Raw genomic sequence first — 17,340 nt, 5'->3', positions numbered from 1 at the left:
CGATGAGCGACACCATCCTGGAGATGCGCGGCATCACCAAGACCTTCCCCGGCGTCACGGCCCTGCGGGACGTCTCGCTGGTGGTGCGGCGCGGCGAGATCCACGCGATCTGCGGCGAGAACGGCGCCGGCAAGTCGACGCTGATGAAGGTGCTGTCCGGGGTGCATCCGGCCGGCTCGTACGACGGCGACATCGTCCTCGGCGGCGAGCCGGCCCGGTTCCACGGCATCCGCGACAGTGAAGCCGTCGGCGTCGTGATCATCCACCAGGAGCTGGCGCTGGTGCCGCACCTGTCGGTCGCCGAGAACGTGTTCCTCGGCAACGAGCGCCGCGGCCGCGGCGGGCTGATCGACTGGAACCGCGCCAACGCCGAGGCGGCCGCGCTGCTCGCGTCCGTCGGCCTGGACGAGAACCCGGTGACGCCGGTCGCGCAGCTCGGCGTCGGCAAGCAGCAGCTGGTCGAGATCGCGAAGGCGCTGTCGAAGGAGGTCCGGCTGCTGATCCTGGACGAGCCGACCGCCGCGCTCAACGACACCGACTCCGCGCACCTGCTGGACCTGCTGCGCCGGCTGCGCGACCGGGGCATCACCTGCATCCTCATCTCGCACAAGCTGGGCGAGGTGACGTCGATCGCCGACGCCATCACGGTGCTGCGCGACGGCCGGACGGTCGAGACGCTGCGTACGTCGGACGGCGAGGCGACGCAGGAGCGGATCATCCGCGGCATGGTCGGCCGCGACCTGGAGAGCTTCTACCCGGACCGCGTCAGCGCACCCGGTGAGGAGGTGCTGCGGCTGGAGGACTGGACCGTCTGGCACCCCAGCCAGGACCGCAAGGTGGTCGACGGCGTCAGCCTGGCGGTCCGCGCGGGCGAGGTGGTCGGCATCGCCGGGCTGATGGGCGCCGGGCGCACCGAGCTGGCCATGAGCGTGTTCGGCCGGTCCTACGGCCGCGACGTCAGCGGCCGGCTTTACGTGCGCGGCCGCGAGGTGCGGGCGCGGTCGGTGTCGGAGGCGATCGGCAACGGCATCGCCTACGCCACCGAGGACCGCAAGAAGTATGGCCTCAACCTGATCGAGGACGTGCGCCGCAACGTGTCCGCGGCGGCGCTGCGCAAGCTCGCGAGCCGTGGCTGGGTCGACGGCAACGAGGAGATCCGGGTCGCCGAGGAGAGCCGGTCCTACCTCGGCATCCGCGCGCCGAGCGTCATGACGTCCGTCGGCACGCTGTCCGGCGGCAACCAGCAGAAGGTCGTGCTGGCCAAGTGGCTGTTCGCCGACCCCGACGTGCTGATCCTGGACGAGCCGACCCGCGGCATCGACGTCGGCGCGAAGTACGAGATCTACACCATCATCAACCGGCTGGTCGCGGCCGGCAAGGGCGTCCTCGTCATCTCGTCCGAGCTGCCCGAGCTGCTCGGCGTCTGCGACCGCATCTACACGCTGGCCGCGGGCCGGCTCACCGGCGAGCTGCCGGTCGGCGCGGCCACTCAGGAGAACCTCATGGCACTGATGACGAAGGAGGGCGCCGCATGACCAGCACGCAGCGGCCGCCGGCCGACGACCGCGCCGAGGCGGAGAGCGCCCAGGCCGCCGCCCTGCACACCGGCACCAGCAACCTGCGCACGCTGGTGACCCGCAACGTGCGGCAGAGCGGCATCTACGTGGCCTTCGTGGTGATCGTGGCGCTGTTCGCGATCCTGACCGACGGCGTGCTGCTGAGCCCCGGCAACATCACCAACATCGTCCTGCAGTACTCCTACATCCTGGTGCTGGCGATCGGGATGGTGATCGTCATCATCGCCGGGCACATCGACCTGTCCGTCGGGTCGGTGGTGGCGCTGACCGGCGCGGTGTCGGCGGTGCTGGTGATCCAGCAGGGCTACGCCTGGTGGATCGGCATCGTGGCGGCGCTGCTGGTCGGCGTCGCGGTCGGCGCCTGGCAGGGATTCTGGGTCGCCTACGTCGGCATCCCGGCGTTCATCGTGACGCTGGCCGGCATGCTGCTGTTCCGCGGGCTGACGCTGCAGGTGCTGGACAACATCTCGCTGTCGCCGTTCCCGTCCGAGTACCAGCGGGTCGCCAGCGGCTTCCTCAACGGCCTGTTCGGCGGGCAGGGCTACGACGCGTTCACGCTGTTCATCGGCGCGTTCGCGGTGGCCGGATACGCCGTCAGCGGGTTCCGGACCCGGGTCGCGCGGATCCGCTACCGCCAGCCGGTGGAGTCGTTCCCGCTGTTCGTGGCCCGGGTGCTGGCCGTCGGCGCCGTCATCATGTACTTCGCCTGGCAGCTGGCGCACGCGCGCGGGCTGCCGATCGTGCTGATCATCCTCGGCGTCCTGGTCATCACCTACGCCGTCGTGACCAAGCGGACGGTGTTCGGCCGCCAGGTGTACGCGATCGGCGGCAACCTGTCCGCGGCGCTGCTGTCCGGCGTGCGGGTGCGGACGGTGAACTTCTGGATCTTCGTCAACATGGGCTTCCTGTCCGCCGTCGCCGGCGTCATCTACTCGTCCCGGTCCAACGGCGCCCAGCCGGCGGCGGGGACGATGTTCGAGCTGGACGCCATCGCGGCGGCGTTCATCGGGGGAGCGGCGGTGACCGGCGGCGTCGGCACCGTCGTCGGCGCGATGGTCGGCGGCCTGATCATGGCGGTGATGAGCAACGGCATGCAGCTCATGGGCGTCGACCAGTCGGTGCAGTCGGTGGTGAAGGGCCTGGTGCTGATGCTCGCCGTCGCCTTCGACATCTGGAACAAGCGCCGCGGCGGCGCCGCCCGCTGACGGGTTCTGACGCCGCAACTGTCCGGGGTCTACCCGTGCGTGAAGGGTGCGTCAGGTCGACGCCGTCGATACTGAAGCCGTGCATCTCCTCGAAGGGTGAGAACTCTCCAGCGACTCCCTCGATGATCGCCATCGGCGATCGGGAGAATGTCCACCTCGACCGACATCGCCGCTTCGGCGGGCAGTTCGTCCTCGCGGAAGGTGATGCGGTCCGGATGGCGTGTTCCAGTTGGTCTCGGCGCATCAGCTCACCGTGCGAAGGACTTCAGACCGCTCGTCCTGCGAGAGCAGCCCTCCTAGCGGCGACACCTCTCGCATCTCGATCGAGTCGCGATCCAGCCCGGTCAGCACGCGATGCAGGCCCGGGACATCGGTACGCCGGACGAGCGACTCCCAACGATCGAGGTTGCGTAGGTGCGGCTGACCTCGGACGCTTGTTCTCAGACGCTCCAGGTTCCGCTCGATGGTCGGTTGCCATTCCTGCAGGCCCGACCTGGACAGGTGAGTGGACAGCCGGCGGTGGAGCTGCCAGGACCTGCGCTCGGAGCGAGTGAGCTGCGGGCGAACGGGTCGGTGACTGACCTCGAGCCGGTATCCCATGCACGACAGCAGCCGATCCAATTGCTCGTCGCTGAACTCGATCCTGCCGGACAGGAACTGGCTGATGCTCGGCTGACGCACGCCGCCCATGATCATCGGCGATCGACCACACCATCACGTGGTCGATCGCCGATGATCATGGGAGCCCGAGCGCGGCGGAGGAGGACCGGACGACGGGGAGGTCGACGACGAAGCGGGCGCCGCCGCCGGGGCGGTCCAGGACGGTGACGGTGCCGCCGTGCCAGCGCACGTGCTGGGCCACGATCGCCAGCCCGAGGCCGACGCCGCGGCCACCGCGGCCGCCGCTGACCCCGTCGCGGGCGAAGCGGTCGAAGATCCGCGTCCGCCGGTCCTCCGGCACGCCCGGCCCGGAGTCGTCCACCTCGAACCGCACCCGGCCGTCGTCGAGGGCACCGACCTGTCCGCCGCCCAGGCGGGGGTCCCGGCCGGGGGAGCGGGCGGCTGGCAGGTGGACCTGAAGTTCGACCACACCGGACAGCAGCAGTTCGCCGACGCCACGAAGGCGGTCGTGGACCAGCCGGCGCTGAAGAACGAGATCGCCATCGTGCTGGACGGGCTGGTGGTGTCGTCGCCGCGCATCGTCGACGTCATCAGCGGCGGGCGGGCGCAGATCACCGGCACGTTCACCAAGCAGGAGGCGACCGACCTCGCACACGTGCTCAGCTACGGCTCGCTGCCGCTGGCGTTCGAGAAGAGCCAGGTCAGCACGATCTCGCCGACGCTGGGCGCCACACAGTTGCACGCCGGGCTGGTGGCCGGGGCGATCGGGCTCGGGCTGGTCGCGCTGTACTGCCTGGCCTACTACCGGCGGCTCGGCGTCATCGCCGTCGCCAGCCTGCTGCTCGCGGCCGGCTGCTCCTACGCGGCGGTGTCGCTGCTCGGCGCGCAGGTCAACTACCGGCTGTCGCTGGCCGGGATCGCCGGCCTGATCGTCGCGGTCGGCATCACGGCCGACTCGTTCGTGGTGTTCTTCGATCGTGTCCGCGACGAGGGCCGCGACGGCCGCACCACCCGGTCGGCGGTCGAGTACGGCTGGCGGCGGGCGCGGCGCACCATCCTCGTCGCCGACACCGTGTCGTTCCTGTCCGCGGCCGTGCTGTACCTGCTGTCGGCGGACCAGGTGCGCGGCTTCGCCTTCGCGCTCGGCCTGGCGACGCTGATCGACCTGACGGCGGTCTTCCTGTTCACCCGGCCGGTGGTCGCGTACGCGGTGCGTGGCTGGTGGCTGCGCGGCCGCTGGTCCGGCCTGGACGCGAGCCAGGCCTCGCTGGGCGCCCGGCTGCACCGCGGCGAGGCGAGCATCGACGTCGTGCGGCGGTCCCGCCGCTGGTTCGCCCTCAGCGGCGTGGTGCTCGTCCTCGCCGTGGCCGGCCTGTCCGTCCGTGGCCTGCAGCTCGGCGTCGAGTTCGAGGGCGGCGCGATCATCCAGACGCACGGCGGCTCGGCCACCGTCGGCCAGGTGGAGGACGCGTTGGCCGCCGACGGCGTCGACAGCGCCCAGGTGCGCCAGCTCGGCGACGGCAGCATCGTCGTCGAGGTCGGGACGTCCGACGCGGACCGCGCCGCCGAGCTGCAGGACACCGTCGCGCAGGCCGCCGGGGTGTCCGCGGACGACGTCACCACCGACGTCATCGGGCCGAGCTGGGGCCACGACGTCACCCGGAAGGCGGTCGTGGCGCTGGCCGCGTTCGCCGCGCTGCTGCACGACCTCGCCATCACCGTCGGCGTGTACGCGCTGGCCGGGCTGACCGTCACCCCGGCCACCGTGGTCGGCGTGCTGACCATCCTCGGCTACTCGCTGTACGACACCGTCGTCGTGTTCGACAAGGTGCGCGAGAACACCGGGCACCGCGCCCGCGGCGTCACGTACGCGCAGGCGGCGAGCCGGGCGGTCGACCAGACGCTGCTCCGCTCGGTGTCGACGTCGCTGATCGCGCTGCTCCCGGTGGCCGGGATGCTGATCGCCGGCGCCGTCACCGTCGGGGCGCAGACGCTGGAGGATCTCGCGCTGGCGCTGTTCGTCGGCATCCTGGCCGGCACCTACTCGTCCATCTTCATCGCGGTGCCGCTGCTGGTCCGCTGGGAGCGGCGCCGGCCCGGCGGGTCCGTGGCCGTCGCCGGTCGCGGTGAGGGACAATCGGGGCGTGTGCGGACGGTACGTGGCTGACGCGTCGATGGACGACCTCGCGGCGGAGTTCGACGCCATCGCGTCAGGCGCGGTGCTCGAGCTGATGGCCTCGTACAACGTGGCGCCCACTGACCGCGTCCCCGTCGTGCTGGAACGCACCGACGAGCCGCCGGAGCGGACCCGGCAGCTGCACGCCGCGCGCTGGGGGCTGATCCCATCGTGGGCGAAGGACGCCCGCGGCGGCGCCCCGATGATCAACGCCCGCATCGAGACCGTCGCGGACAAGCCGGCCTTCCGCGGCCCGATCGCGCGGCGCCGCTGCGTCCTCCCGGCCCGCGGCTACTACGAATGGCAGCGGGGCCCCGGCCGCGCGAAACAGCCCTACTTCATCCACGGCGACGCCGGCCTGCTCGCGATGGCCGGCGTGTTCGAATGGTGGCCCGACCCGTCCGTCCCCGCCGACCACCCGGACCGCTGGGTGCTGTCGGCCAGCGTCCTCACCACGACGCCGGTGCCGGAACTGGCGCACATCCACGACCGCATGCCGGTGCTGCTGACGGCGGCGGAGATCCCGGACTGGCTGGACCGCCGCAACGAGGAAGCGGCGGCCCTGCTCGACCTCGCCCGCTCGGCAGCGGCCCGGGCCGGTGCGGCGCTGACCGCCCGGCCGGTCGGGCCCGAGGTCGGGAACGTCCGCAACAACCACGCCGGCCTGGTGGCCGAGGCGGTCCCGGCGCAGCCCGGCCTCCTCGACCTCTAACTTCGCTTTCGGCGACGCGACGTGACATGGATGTAGCCCGGTGGCGGCGCCTTGCCGGCCGGCGCAACGGTGTGGGGTCGCTGCGTGACGAGGTGAAACACTGTCGTGTCCGCGACAGTGATGCCGCGTCGTTTCCGCAGCGATCTCACGTCGATCTCGGCATCGTTGAGCGGCGGCGACTGTGCGCCCCCTGGTGCGCCATTGGGTGGGATCACTGTGCGTGGCGGGTGGCGTTGCTGTTGTCAGGGGAACAGTGATCCGCCCCACCTGGCGCAGCGAATCCACACGGTGGGGTGGGGATCGTGTAACGGTTCGCCGTCGTGCGGCGGTTGGCCGTCATGGCCACGTGGGCCGTCCCCCTGCTGCCCATTTTCTTAGCCGCGCGCGTGCGCCTCAAGTCCGCGCCGCTGTGGTCGGCGTTCGCTGGGCTTGGGGGCTTGGACTTGACCCGCACGCGCGCGGTCTAAGTGCGGGCAGTTATCAGGGGGACGGGGGAAGTGCGGGCAGAGCCCGCGCCGCGCACCGTTCGCCTGGCTGGCGTTCGCTGTTCCTGCCGGTGCACCGTTCGGTCGTCCTCGACTCCCGGAGCCGTCTTCGATGGCGGGAGTCGTGTTCCGGGCGCCGTTGGACGATTCTGGCTATCGAAGACGGCCCAGATCGTCGACGTCACTCGCGTGGGGAGCGCCTCACCCGCCGTAGCACCGGATGACGGTCGTCATCGGCGGCCATGCGGTGCTGGCGCGGGTGAGGTGCTCCCGGCGCGGGTGAAGTGAGGTGTGCCCAGTCTTTCCCCGTCCCCCTGATAGGTGCCCGTTCTTGGCCGCGGGACCGCGGGTCAAGTACGCCCCGTCGTCGCGAAGCGACCCCCCCTTGGGCGGACTTGAGGCGCGGTCACGCGGCTGAGAGAATGGGCGGCAGGGGGACGGCCAACGTGCGGACCACGGCGAACGGCACGGAACCGCCAGGCTGCGTAGATCACGAGGACTCGTTCAGCTAGCGCCGGTCCCGGCGGACGGGGACCAGCCGGAGCCAGCGGGCGAGGTCGTCGATCTCGTGGTCGACGGCGGCGGCCGTCGCGAGGGTGAAGGGAACGTCCTCGTGGACGGCGTCCACCCGCAGCGCGCCGGCCCGGCGGTCCGCCGTCGCGTCCACCTTGCCGACCAGCCGGTCGCCGTGCAGCACGGGCAGCGCGAAGTAGCCCCACCGCCGCTGGCCGACGGGCTTGAACATCTCCAGCTGGTAGTCGAACTCGAACAGGTCGGCCATGCGCTTGCGGTCGTAGACGAGGCGGTCGAACGGCGACAGCAGCGCCGTCCGCCCGGCGAACGGCCGGCCGAGCTGGGCGGGATCGACCCGCCAGGCGCCCCGGACGCCGTCGACGACCGCGGGCTCGCCGGCCGGTTCGCCCGGTGACTCCAACGCCGCCGGACGGACCAGCCCGAGCGAGCGCAGCCGCCGCTCGTCGCGGCGGCACAGCGCCTGCGCCGCCGGGACGACGTCGTCGGGGTAGACGCGTTCGGCGAGGTCCCAGAGCGGGTCGCCGTTCTCGCGGCCGTGCAGGGCGACCTCGCCGCGTTGCACCAGGAACGCCAGCAGTTGCCGCACGTTGCGGCTGTTCGTCCAGCCGGACGACCGCCACGGCCGCACGGACGTGTCCGGGAGGTCGCGCGAGCGCAGCGGCCCGTCGGCGCGCAGCCGCTCGAGGAGGTCGAGGCGGAACCCCTCGTTGTCGTGCACCCAGGCGCGCTGCCGCTCCCGCCAGGCCGGCTCACCGGGCTCGGGCCGGTCCCAGGCGGCCATCTCGGCGCGATAGAGCGCGACGTCCTCGATCGGGCGGATGACGCCGCGCAGCTCGACCAGCCGCTGCTCCGCCAGCGCCGTGGCCAGCTCCGACGGGTCGTACTCCGGCCCGAGGCGGCTCCACACGACGAGGTCGGCGGCGGGCGCCACGGCCGACGCCGGGTCGTGGACGAGCGCCGTCAGCCCCCGCACGACATCGTCCAGATCGTCCGGCCGGTCGGCGTCGAGGAGCTGTGCGCGGACGGCGATGCGCCGGGCCTCGGCCCGGGTCAGCTCGTGCACCGTCACGGCGCCCACGCTAGACGGTGGGGCTCACCCCGCGCGGGTGAGGCCCCGCACCCGCCGCGGGTGGACCATGAGCCCGACGAACCTGGGGGGAGGCGTCATGACCAGCACATTCGAGCCGCAGAGGTCGCGCACGGACTCGTGGGCCGAGACCGGAGTGATGTTCGCCGCGACGATGATGATCCTGCTCGGCGTGTTCCAGTCGCTGGAAGGGCTGACCGCGCTCATCGACGAGAACTTCTACGCCGACGTGCCCGCGTACGCGTACGACATCAGCGTCGGGGCGTGGGCCTGGATCCACCTGGTGCTCGCGCTCCTGCTGATGATCGCGGGGTTCGCGCTGTACGGCGGCAGCCGGGTCGCGGCCGGTGCGGCGATGGCGCTGGCCGGGCTGTCGGCGATCTCGAACTTCCTCTTCCTGCCGCACTATCCGGTCTGGTCGATGATCGTCATCGCGCTGTGCGTGTTCTCGATGTGGGCGATCGTCCGCTCCGGCATCTTCGCGCCATGAGCGCCACCGTCACCGCCACGACCCCGGCCGAGGACCGCACCGAGTGGTACCGGCTCTCCGCGATGGACGCCTGCCGCCGGCTGGGCGTGGACTCCGGCGCCGGGCTGACGACGGCGGACGTCACCGAACGGCGGGCGAGGTACGGCCCGAACCGGCTGGCGCAGGTGGCGAAGGAGCCCGGCTGGAAGGCGTTCCTCCGTCAGTACCGCGACCTCATGCAGCTGGTGCTGGTCGGCGCCGCGGTCGTCAGCATCGCCGCCCTGCAGGACGTCTCGACCGGGCTGGTGGTGCTGGCGCTCACCGTGATCAACGCGGTGATGGGGCTGCACCAGGAGGGCAAGGCCGCGGAGAGCGTCGCCGCGCTGAGCAAGATGCTGATCATGACGGCGCACGTGCGCCGCGACGGGCAGGTCGTGGAGGTGCCGGCGGAGGAGCTGGTGCCGGGTGACGTCGTCAGCTTCGAGGCCGGCGACAAGGTGCCCGCCGACGGGCGGATCCTGCTGACGGCGACGCTGGAGATCGAGGAGGCCGGGCTGACGGGGGAGAGCTTGCCCGTCGCGAAGGTCGTCGCACCCGTCGCCGGCGACGACGTCCCGCTGGGCGACCGCATCGACATGGCGTACATGAACTCCCAGGTCACCCGCGGCCGCGGCGAGATGGTCGTCACCGCCACCGGCATGGCGACCGAGGTCGGGCACATCTCCGGCATGCTCAGCGGCGTCGAGCAGGAGAAGACGCCGCTCACCAAGCAACTGGACCAGCTGACCGTCCTCATCACGATCATGGCGGCCGGCGCGCTGGTCGCGATCATCCTGCTCGGGCTGGCCCGCGGCGAGGACTTCGACTCGCTGTTCCTGGTCGGCATCAGCCTGGCCATCGCCGCGATCCCGACCGGGCTGCCCGCCGTCGTCACGATGCTGCTGTCGATGGGCACGCAGCAACTGGCGGACAAGGGCGCCATCGTGAAGCGGTTGCGGTCGGTCGAGACGCTCGGGTCGACGTCGGCGATCTGCTCGGACAAGACCGGCACGCTGACGCTGAACCAGATGACGGCGCGGGCGCTGGTCGTGGCCGGCCGGCGGTTCGACGTCGACGGCGAGGGGTACTCCACGCAGGGCCGGATCATGCGCGTCGCCGGGTCCGGCGACGGGTCGCTGGAGCCGTTCCTGCTGCCGATGGCGCTGGCCAACGACGCGGTGATCCGCGACGGCGCGTGCATCGGCGACCCGACGGAGGGCGCGCTGGTCGTGCTGGCCGAGAAGGGCGGGCTGGACGTCGACGAGACCCGGCGCACGATCCCGCGGCTGGCCGAGGTGCCGTTCGACACCGAGTACAAGCTGATGGCGACCTTCCACGAACTGCACGAGAACGGCCGCCGGGTGGTCCGGTGCCTGGTGAAGGGCGCGCCGGACGTGCTGCTGGCGCGGTCGTCGCGGTACCTGGCCGCCGACGGGACGTCGCAGCCGCTGGGCGAGGGCGCGGGCGGGACGGCCAAGGTGCTGGCCGAGAACGACCGGCTGGCCGGCGAGGGCATGCGGGTGCTGGCCGTGGCGCGGCGCGACCTGGAGCGGATCGACTTCGACGCGACGTCGGACCTGCTCGGCGTCGTGGCCGACCTGGAGTTCCTCGCGCTCATCGGCATCGTCGACCCGCCGCGCAAGGAGGCCAGGGACGCGATCGCCGAGTGCCGGCGGGCCGGCATCCGGGTCCGGATGATCACCGGCGACCACGCCACCACCGCGTCGGCCATCGCCGGCCAGCTGGGCATCGAGGGCCGGGCGCTCACCGGGACCGAGTTCGCCGCGCTCACCGACGACGAGCTGCATCGCGAGGTCGACGGCATCGGCGTCGTCGCGCGGGTCGCGCCGGAGGACAAGGTGCGGCTGGTCGGCGTGCTGAAGGACCAGGGGAACGTCGTCGCGATGACCGGCGACGGCGTCAACGACGCGCCCGCGCTCACCCGGGCCGACATCGGCGTCGCGATGGGCATCACCGGGACGGAGGTCACCAAGGACGCCGCGGAGATGATCCTCACCGACGACAACTTCGCGACGATCGTCACCGCCGTCGAGGGCGGGCGCGGGCTCTACGACAACCTGATGAAGTACGTGCGCGTCCAGATGATCATGCTGGCCGGGTTCATCCTGACCTTCCTCGGCGCCGGGATCTTCACCATCGCGAACGGCACTCCGCTGCTGCCGCTGCAGATCCTGTGGATCAACTTCGCCATCGACGTGCTGCTGGCGATCGGGCTCGGGTTCGACCAGCCGACGCCGGGCCTGATGCAGCGCCGGCCGCGGTCGCCGGACGAGCCGGTGATCCGCCCGGCGCTGGGCGTCCGGCTGGCGCTGGACGGCCTGCTGATCGCGATCGGCGTCCTCGTGGTCGTCGCGGTGGGGGAGAACCAGTACGACCTGGCGGTCGCGACGACCATGGGCCTGGTCGCGACGTCGCTGCTGCACATCGTGGCGGCGCTGGAGTGGCGCAACCCGCTGCGGACGATCTTCACCCGCGACACGCTCGCCAACGGGCGATTCGTCCGGCTGATGCTCGTCGCCGGCGCCCTGACGTTCGTCGTCACCGCGATCGGGGCCCTGCAGCGGATCTTCGACACCGTGGAGCTGACCTCGACGCAGTGGGGCATCTGCCTGCTGGCCGCGCTGGCCTACCTGGTGCTGGCGGAGATCGAGAAGCTCGTCGCGAAGAGGTGAGGACGATGGACAGACGCAGCCGGATCGTCGACGGGTTACGCGTGCGGCCGGGCACGCCGGCGCACCTGGCCGGACGCGACACCTGCTGGTCGGCCGGCGGCGAGCTGGGCGCGCTGACGGCGCCGGAGCTCGACACGACCGCGCGCGAGTTGCTGAGGGAGGGCGTGTCCGCGCTGTCCGACGCGCAGGAGCTGCTCTGGGCCAGCGACCGGTACGCGCTGCTGGTGGTCTTCCAGGCGATGGACGCCGCCGGCAAGGACTCGGCGATCGAGCACGTCATGTCCGGCGTCAACCCGCAGGGCGTGGACGTCGTCGGGTTCCGCAAGCCGTCGGCCGAGGAGCTGGACCACACCTACCTGTGGCGCATCGCGAAGGCGGCGCCCGAGCGCGGCCGGATCGGGATCTTCAACCGGTCGCACTACGAGGAGGTCATCGCGCTGCGGGTGCACCCGGAGTGGCTGGACGCGCAGAAGCTGCCGGCGGGCGGCCGCGGGCCGGCCTTCTGGGCCGCGCGCCACGAGGACATCAACGCCTTCGAGCGGCACCTGGACCGCAACGGCACCAAGATCGTCAAGTTCTTCCTGCAGGTCTCCAAGGACGAGCAGCACCGGCGGTTCATGGCCCGCCTCGACAACCCGGACAAGCAGTGGAAGTTCAACGCCGCCGACGTCGCCGAACGGGCGCTGTGGGACGACTACCAGGCCGCCTACGAGGCGGCGCTGTCCGCGACGTCGACGGCGTGGGCGCCCTGGTACGTGGTGCCGGCCGACCAGAAGAGCGTCACCCAGGCCCTGGTCGCGGCCGTCATCCTGGAGGCCATCCAGGGGCTCGACCTGCAGTGGCCGGTCGTCTCCGCCGCAGACCACGAGGCCAACCTCCGCGCTCGCCGGCTCCTCGAGGCCGAGATGGTCGGCTGATCAGCCGCTCAGGGCGAGGTGGTGGGTGCGCAACCCGAGCTCGTCGACGACGTGGACGAGGAGGGCGGCGGGCTCGGCGGACGGGGTCAGCGGGACGTCCGGGCGCAGGTCCAGGTGCGGCCGCCATGACAGCGCCGGCGCCGACACCATCGGCACGGCGCCGTCGAGCCGCGTCGCGATGTGCCGGTGGTCGTGCCCGCACAGGACGGCGGCGACGGACGGGTGCCGGGCCACGACGGCGCGCAGGGCGGCCGCGTCGGTGAGCGGCCACTCGGTGTCGAGCTGGGCCAGCCCGGTGCGGAACGGCGGGTGGTGCAGCACGACCAGCGCCGGCCCGGTGGACGCCGCCAGCACGCCGTCCAGCCAGGCCAGCTGCGCCTCGCCGAGCGTGCCGGACGAGCTGTCCAGGCCGATCAGCAGGACGCCGCCGGCGGTCTCGGTCCAGGCGGCCGGTGACCCGGCGGCGTCGGCGGGGACGCCCAGCAGCTGCGGCAGCTCGGCGCGCAGCACCGCGGGATCGTCGTGGTTGCCGGCGACCACCAGGCAGCGCACCCCGAGTGGCTCGAGCAGCGCGCCCAGCCGCCGGTACTCGACGGCGGTGCCGTGGTCGGTGAGGTCGCCGGTGAGCAGCAGCAGGTCGGGCGCGGGCAGGACGGAGCCGAGCGCGGCGGGCAGCGCCGCGAACACCGCGGCGAGCGCGGCGTCGTGCACGCTGCCGACGTGGGGGTCACTGGCGTGGGCAAGGATCATCGCCCGCCGATCCTACGGCGGGAGGGCCCCCGGCGGGAGCGGCGCCTCGCCCGTCGTGGACACGATGATCTCGGCGGCGATCTTGCGCAGCTTGACGTTGTCGCGCTGCGAGCGGCGGCGCAGCACCTCGAACGCCGTACGGGCGTTGCAGCTGTGCTTGCTCATCAGCACCCCGAGCGCCTGGTCGATGACGTAGCGCGAGGTCAGCGCGACGCGCAGGTGTTCGGCGTGGGCCGCGTACTCGAACATCCGCAGCGCGATGTGCAACGCGTCGGCGTGCCGACCGGCCAGCTCCGCCGTCCGGGCCCGGGCCGCGGCGTCCAGCGCCTCCGCCCGCCGCGCGTAGACGGTGACGGCGCCGAGCGGCGCGAGGTCGCCATCGACCGGCGCCGCGAACACCGTCGCCACGCCGTCGGCGGCGCCGCGCAGCGTCAGCTCCGGCCAGCGCACGTCGACCGGCAGGTACTCCACGGTCACCGGTTCGCCGGTCTGGACCGCCTGCAGTGTCGGCCCCTCCTGGGTGATGTACTGCGTCTCCTCCAGGGCCGCGGCGACGGCGTCGCTGCTGCCCGACGTCACCGGCAGTCGCGGCCCGCGCCGCACCGTCACCGAGCAGGACACCCCGCCGCCCAGTTCGTGCGCGATGCTGCCGGCCAGGCCGGTCAGGAAGTCGTGCAACGTGCCGCTGCTGGTCAGCAGGGCACAGGCCGTCTTGGGCCCCGTGGTCATCGCTTGGTCCGTGGTCATCGGCTCCGCCCCCGTCGCCTCGTACCTGAAAATCGGCTGGTCCTGCTGTCGACGATGTCACCGACCAGCGGAAACGGCTTCGGCCTGACGGGACGAGAGGGGCCCGCGCGGACCGTCCTGGCAGGTCGAGAGGGGTGGACGGACCAGTCTGCCGGGCGTGTCCCGGCCGAATGGCCTGACATGTGACCCGTGACGGGGCAGACTGGGACGATGTCGCACAGCGGCAGCGCTCGGGGTGGGGCGCCGCAGCCGCCTGTCGTGGGAACCTCGGCGGCCCGGCGCGGCCCAGCGCGGCTGCGTGAGCTGCTGGCCCTGTCGTTGCTGATGGCCGACGGGCGGCCGGCGGCGCAGATCGTCGAGCTGGCCCGCGGCGCCGTCCGCTCCTGGACCGCGTGCGAGGTGGTGGCCGTCCCACGCAAGGCGGGCGACGCGTCCGCCGCCGGGATCAGCGGCCTGCGCGCCGCCGGCGGCCGGGTCGGCGCCAAGGGGCACGGCTGGGCGTGGGCGTACGCCATGCACGCCGCGAACGGCCCGCAGGGCCACCTCGTGGTCGGCGGTGACCGGCCGCCCAGCACCGACGACCGGTTCCTGCTCGCCAGCCTGGCCCGCTACACCGCCGTCGCGCTCGGCCAGGACGCGCTGCGCCGCCGGCTGCGCCGGACCACCGGCGACCTCCACCGGGCCGAGGCGCAGCTGCGCCAGCAGGTCGCCGTTCAGGAGACGCTGGCCCGTGCCGCCGTCGACGCCACCGAGGACCGCATCCGCGCCATCGCCGAGGCGCTGCACGCGATCACCGGCCTGCCGGTGGTCATCGAGGATGCGTCCGGGCAGGCCCGCGCGTGGTCCGGCCTGGCCGAGCCGCCCGAGGCGCCCGCGGCGCAGGCCGGCGCGCCGGACCTGCGCGGCCCGCTGCCGGTCCGCGACGGCGACCGCCTGGTCGCGGCCGCGCAGCCGCGGCAGGAGGTGCTCGGCACGATCGCGCTGGTCGACCCGGGCCGGATGGCGGGCGAGCGCGACCGGTTCGCGCTGACGCACGCCGCGCTGGTGCTGTCCGGCGAGCTGGCGCACGTCCAGGCGGTGGCCGAAGTGGAGGGGAAGCAGCGGCGCGACCTCGTCGAGGACCTGCTCGACGGCGTCGACGAGACCGGCGTGCTGGCCCGGGCCGAGGCCGTGGGCTACGACCTCGGCCCGCCGCACCGCGCCGTCGTCATCGGCTCCCCGGCGGCGCCGGCCGGCGACGCGCTGACGGCGGCCGTCGAGCGGGCCGTCGCCGGGCTCGGGCTGCCGGCCCTGCTCGGACGCCGCGCCGACCACGTCGTGCTGCTGACGCCGGACCCGCCGCGCGTGGCCGCCGCGGCGACGTGGGAGCGGCTGCACGCGTCGATCTCGCAGCGCCTCGGCGCCGCCGAGGTGGCCGTCGGGGTGGGGCGCCCGGCGGACGGGCCGGCCGGGCTCGCGCAGTCGTGGCGCGACGCGCAGCGGGCCTACGCCGTGCGGGCCGGTGGCCGCCAGCGCGACGGCGTCACCGTCGACGACGAACTGGGCCTGTACCGCATCCTCGGGACCGGCGCCGGCAGCGGCGACCTCGAACGCTACGTCGACGAGTGGCTGGGCGCGCTGCTGCGCTACGACGCCGAGAGCCACAGCGAGCTGACCCGGACGCTGCGCACGTACCTGGACCACGGCGGCAGCTACGACGAGACCGCGGCCGCGCTGATCATCCACCGCAGCACGCTGCGCTACCGGCTGCAGCGCATCCGCGACCTCACCGGCCTCGACCTCGGCGACCCCGACATCCGCCTCAACCTGCACGTCGCCGTCCGCGGCTGGTCCGTCCTCGGCGGCGACGACGACGGCTAGCCCATCCCTTTCATGATCATCAACCGGTGGCGACGCCATGATGTCGCCACCGGTTGATGATCATGAGGGTCAGGCCGGCGGCGCGTAGAGCTCCAGCTGGGTGAGCCAGAGCCGGTCCGGGAAGTCCGCCGAGCCGCCGCCGGCCGGCTGCACCACCCGGACGTGGGTCGCGCGGCGGGTGGGGGCGTCGTGCACCGAGTGGGGCGCCTCGGCGCCGTCGGTGACGTCGATCCAGGGCTCCCAGGCGCCGTCGTCGCCGTCGCGGGTCTCCAGCCGGTAGACCGCGCTGCTGTGGTAGCTCAGCCGGTACTCCGGCCAGTGCAGGACGGCGCGCCCGAGCAGCCGCGGCCCGGCCAGCGCGACCTCGACGGCGTGCGGGCCGGCGGCATCGGCCGACGCCCAGCCGGTGCGCCGGTTGCCGTCCGTGAGCACCGGTGTGACCTCGGTGTACGGCTGCGCGACGACGACCGGGCCCATGAGGTGCGGCTGCAGCCGGTTGTCCGAGCCGCGGTGCCACAGGATCGGCGTCGCGGTGCCGTCGACGGGGTGCGCCATGGTGACCGGGCCGTCGGTGTCGCTGAGGAAGTCGTTGCGCATCAGCACGGTGATGTGCGCGTAGTAGGCCGGCAGCTTCGCGGCGAAGAACTCGTCCTCGTCGGGCAGCCGCTCGCCGTAGGCGTTGAACGACAGCGAGTGCGGGCCGCGCCGGGGCTCGATCTTGGCCAGCTCGTCGTCGGCGAACGCCCGGTGGATGTCCCACGCCGACAGCGCCTGGCCGTCGCGCTCGTAGTGGACGTCGAAGTCGGTGTCCATCATCACCCAGCCGCCCTGCTCGGACGACCAGATCTCGGCGACGACGTGCTCGTCGACCGGCGGGTCGGCGACCGCCTCGTCGCCGATGCGGTAGCTGTCGGAGATGCCGCGGTGCAGGTTGATCATCCGGGCCGGGATGCCCAGCGCGAGGCAGCTCTGCACCAGCGCCACCGAGTAGTGGACGCAGATGAAGTGCTCGACGCCGCGGGAGCCGCGGTCGAGGATGAGCAGCGCGTTCCATTCCGGCATCCGGTACGGGATGTGGTGCGGGAACAGCGACTTGATCCAGTCGCGCAGCCGCACCGCCTTCTCGACGTCGGTGCCGTCGCCGGCGACGTCGGCCAGCGGGAAGCGGCGGCGCAGCTCGGCCAGCACCGGGTGGTCCGGGTCCTCCGACGCGAACGGGACGGCGCCGGCCGGCGCGGGCGCGGTGACGTCGTAGTAGACGGCGCCGGCGTCGGCGGGATTGGCGGAGCCGAGGTAGCTGTCGACGCGCACCGTGGTGCCGGCCTCGCGGGCCAGGTTCACCCGCGGGTAGGACGGCAGCACGGACAGCTCGTCCGCGCGGTCCATGCGGGTGAGGATCTCGGTGCGCCACTCGGCGAGCCGTTCCTCCAGCGTGCGGTAGTCGGGGTGCTCCTGCACGGCATCCTCC

The 17,340-nt window shown here is 72.7% G+C and carries 14 protein-coding genes; 8 read left to right on the top strand and 6 right to left on the bottom strand.

Translation table 11 applies throughout. From position 1 onward, the window contains the following. Window positions 1-2 precede the first annotated feature (2 nt). Window positions 3-1,535, top strand: coding sequence for a multiple monosaccharide ABC transporter ATP-binding protein (gene mmsA, locus ACW62_RS03440; RefSeq protein WP_053202695.1), 1,533 nt, complete (start codon window positions 3-5; stop codon window positions 1,533-1,535). Continuing rightward, complete coding sequence (gene mmsB, locus ACW62_RS03435; RefSeq protein WP_053202694.1) at window positions 1,532-2,782, top strand: multiple monosaccharide ABC transporter permease; 1,251 nt, start codon at window positions 1,532-1,534, stop codon at window positions 2,780-2,782. The genes mmsA and mmsB overlap by 4 nt, the downstream gene beginning before the upstream one ends. A 243-nt stretch (window positions 2,783-3,025) precedes the next feature. On the opposite strand, the gene ACW62_RS03430 is transcribed toward mmsB, so the two are convergent. Next, on the bottom strand, window positions 3,026-3,478 hold the full coding sequence (locus tag ACW62_RS03430; RefSeq protein ID WP_053202693.1) for a hypothetical protein: 453 nt from the start codon (window positions 3,476-3,478) through the stop codon (window positions 3,026-3,028). A gap of 40 nt (window positions 3,479-3,518) precedes the next feature. Further along, window positions 3,519-3,872, bottom strand: a complete 354-nt coding sequence (locus tag ACW62_RS35650; protein WP_053202692.1) for a sensor histidine kinase — start codon at window positions 3,870-3,872, stop codon at window positions 3,519-3,521. Between ACW62_RS35650 and secD the strand changes: the two genes are divergently transcribed. Next, window positions 3,801-5,570, top strand: coding sequence for a protein translocase subunit SecD (gene secD, locus ACW62_RS03420; protein ID WP_240477245.1), 1,770 nt, complete (start codon window positions 3,801-3,803; stop codon window positions 5,568-5,570). The genes ACW62_RS35650 and secD overlap by 72 nt on opposite strands. Then, window positions 5,563-6,291 (top strand): SOS response-associated peptidase, encoded by a 729-nt coding sequence (locus ACW62_RS03415; protein WP_157574354.1) that lies wholly within the window; start codon window positions 5,563-5,565, stop codon window positions 6,289-6,291. Before secD ends, ACW62_RS03415 begins: the two co-directional genes overlap by 8 nt. Before the next feature lie 993 nt (window positions 6,292-7,284). Here ACW62_RS03415 and ACW62_RS03410 read toward each other — a convergent pair. Continuing rightward, complete coding sequence (locus ACW62_RS03410) at window positions 7,285-8,379, bottom strand: DNA glycosylase AlkZ-like family protein (protein ID WP_053203103.1); 1,095 nt, start codon at window positions 8,377-8,379, stop codon at window positions 7,285-7,287. 97 nt (window positions 8,380-8,476) lie between these two features. Here ACW62_RS03410 and ACW62_RS03405 point away from each other — a divergent pair, with 97 nt between their 5' ends. Genes ACW62_RS03405 through ACW62_RS03395 form a run of 3 tightly spaced genes read left to right on the top strand, consistent with a single transcriptional unit; the run spans window position 8,477 to window position 12,515 of the window. Then, window positions 8,477-8,887: a DUF7144 family membrane protein gene (locus ACW62_RS03405; RefSeq protein WP_053202689.1), complete on the top strand. Its 411-nt coding sequence runs from the start codon at window positions 8,477-8,479 to the stop codon at window positions 8,885-8,887. Further along, window positions 8,884-11,598, top strand: coding sequence for a cation-translocating P-type ATPase (locus ACW62_RS03400; protein WP_053202688.1), 2,715 nt, complete (start codon window positions 8,884-8,886; stop codon window positions 11,596-11,598). The genes ACW62_RS03405 and ACW62_RS03400 overlap by 4 nt, the downstream gene beginning before the upstream one ends. 5 nt (window positions 11,599-11,603) lie before the next feature. Beyond that, a complete protein-coding gene (locus ACW62_RS03395; protein ID WP_053202687.1) occupies window positions 11,604-12,515 on the top strand; it encodes a PPK2 family polyphosphate kinase in 912 nt (303 codons plus the stop codon). Here the strand turns inward: ACW62_RS03395 and ACW62_RS03390 are convergent, their stop codons facing one another. Together ACW62_RS03390 and ACW62_RS03385 are read right to left on the bottom strand one after the other, a co-directional pair. Beyond that, window positions 12,516-13,265, bottom strand: coding sequence for a metallophosphoesterase (locus ACW62_RS03390; protein WP_053202686.1), 750 nt, complete (start codon window positions 13,263-13,265; stop codon window positions 12,516-12,518). Window positions 13,266-13,277: 12 nt separating this feature from the next. After that, window positions 13,278-13,994 (bottom strand): ANTAR domain-containing protein, encoded by a 717-nt coding sequence (locus tag ACW62_RS03385; RefSeq protein ID WP_053202685.1) that lies wholly within the window; start codon window positions 13,992-13,994, stop codon window positions 13,278-13,280. Window positions 13,995-14,270: 276 nt separating this feature from the next. Here ACW62_RS03385 and ACW62_RS03380 point away from each other — a divergent pair, with 276 nt between their 5' ends. Further along, complete coding sequence (locus tag ACW62_RS03380) at window positions 14,271-15,872, top strand: helix-turn-helix domain-containing protein (protein ID WP_053202684.1); 1,602 nt, start codon at window positions 14,271-14,273, stop codon at window positions 15,870-15,872. A gap of 69 nt (window positions 15,873-15,941) precedes the next feature. On the opposite strand, the gene ACW62_RS03375 is transcribed toward ACW62_RS03380, so the two are convergent. Further along, window positions 15,942-17,330 carry a transglutaminase domain-containing protein gene (locus ACW62_RS03375; protein WP_169791983.1) on the bottom strand — a complete coding sequence of 463 codons (1,389 nt, stop codon included), beginning with the start codon at window positions 17,328-17,330 and terminating at the stop codon, window positions 15,942-15,944. Between the last annotated feature and the right edge of the window lie 10 nt (window positions 17,331-17,340).

Source organism: Jiangella muralis (assembly GCF_001270745.1).
In the GTDB taxonomy this organism is placed as follows: Bacteria; Actinomycetota; Actinomycetes; order Jiangellales; family Jiangellaceae; genus Jiangella; species Jiangella muralis.
The sequence above is the reverse complement of the archived record's forward strand: the minus strand, read 5'-3'. Positions and strand labels throughout refer to the sequence as shown.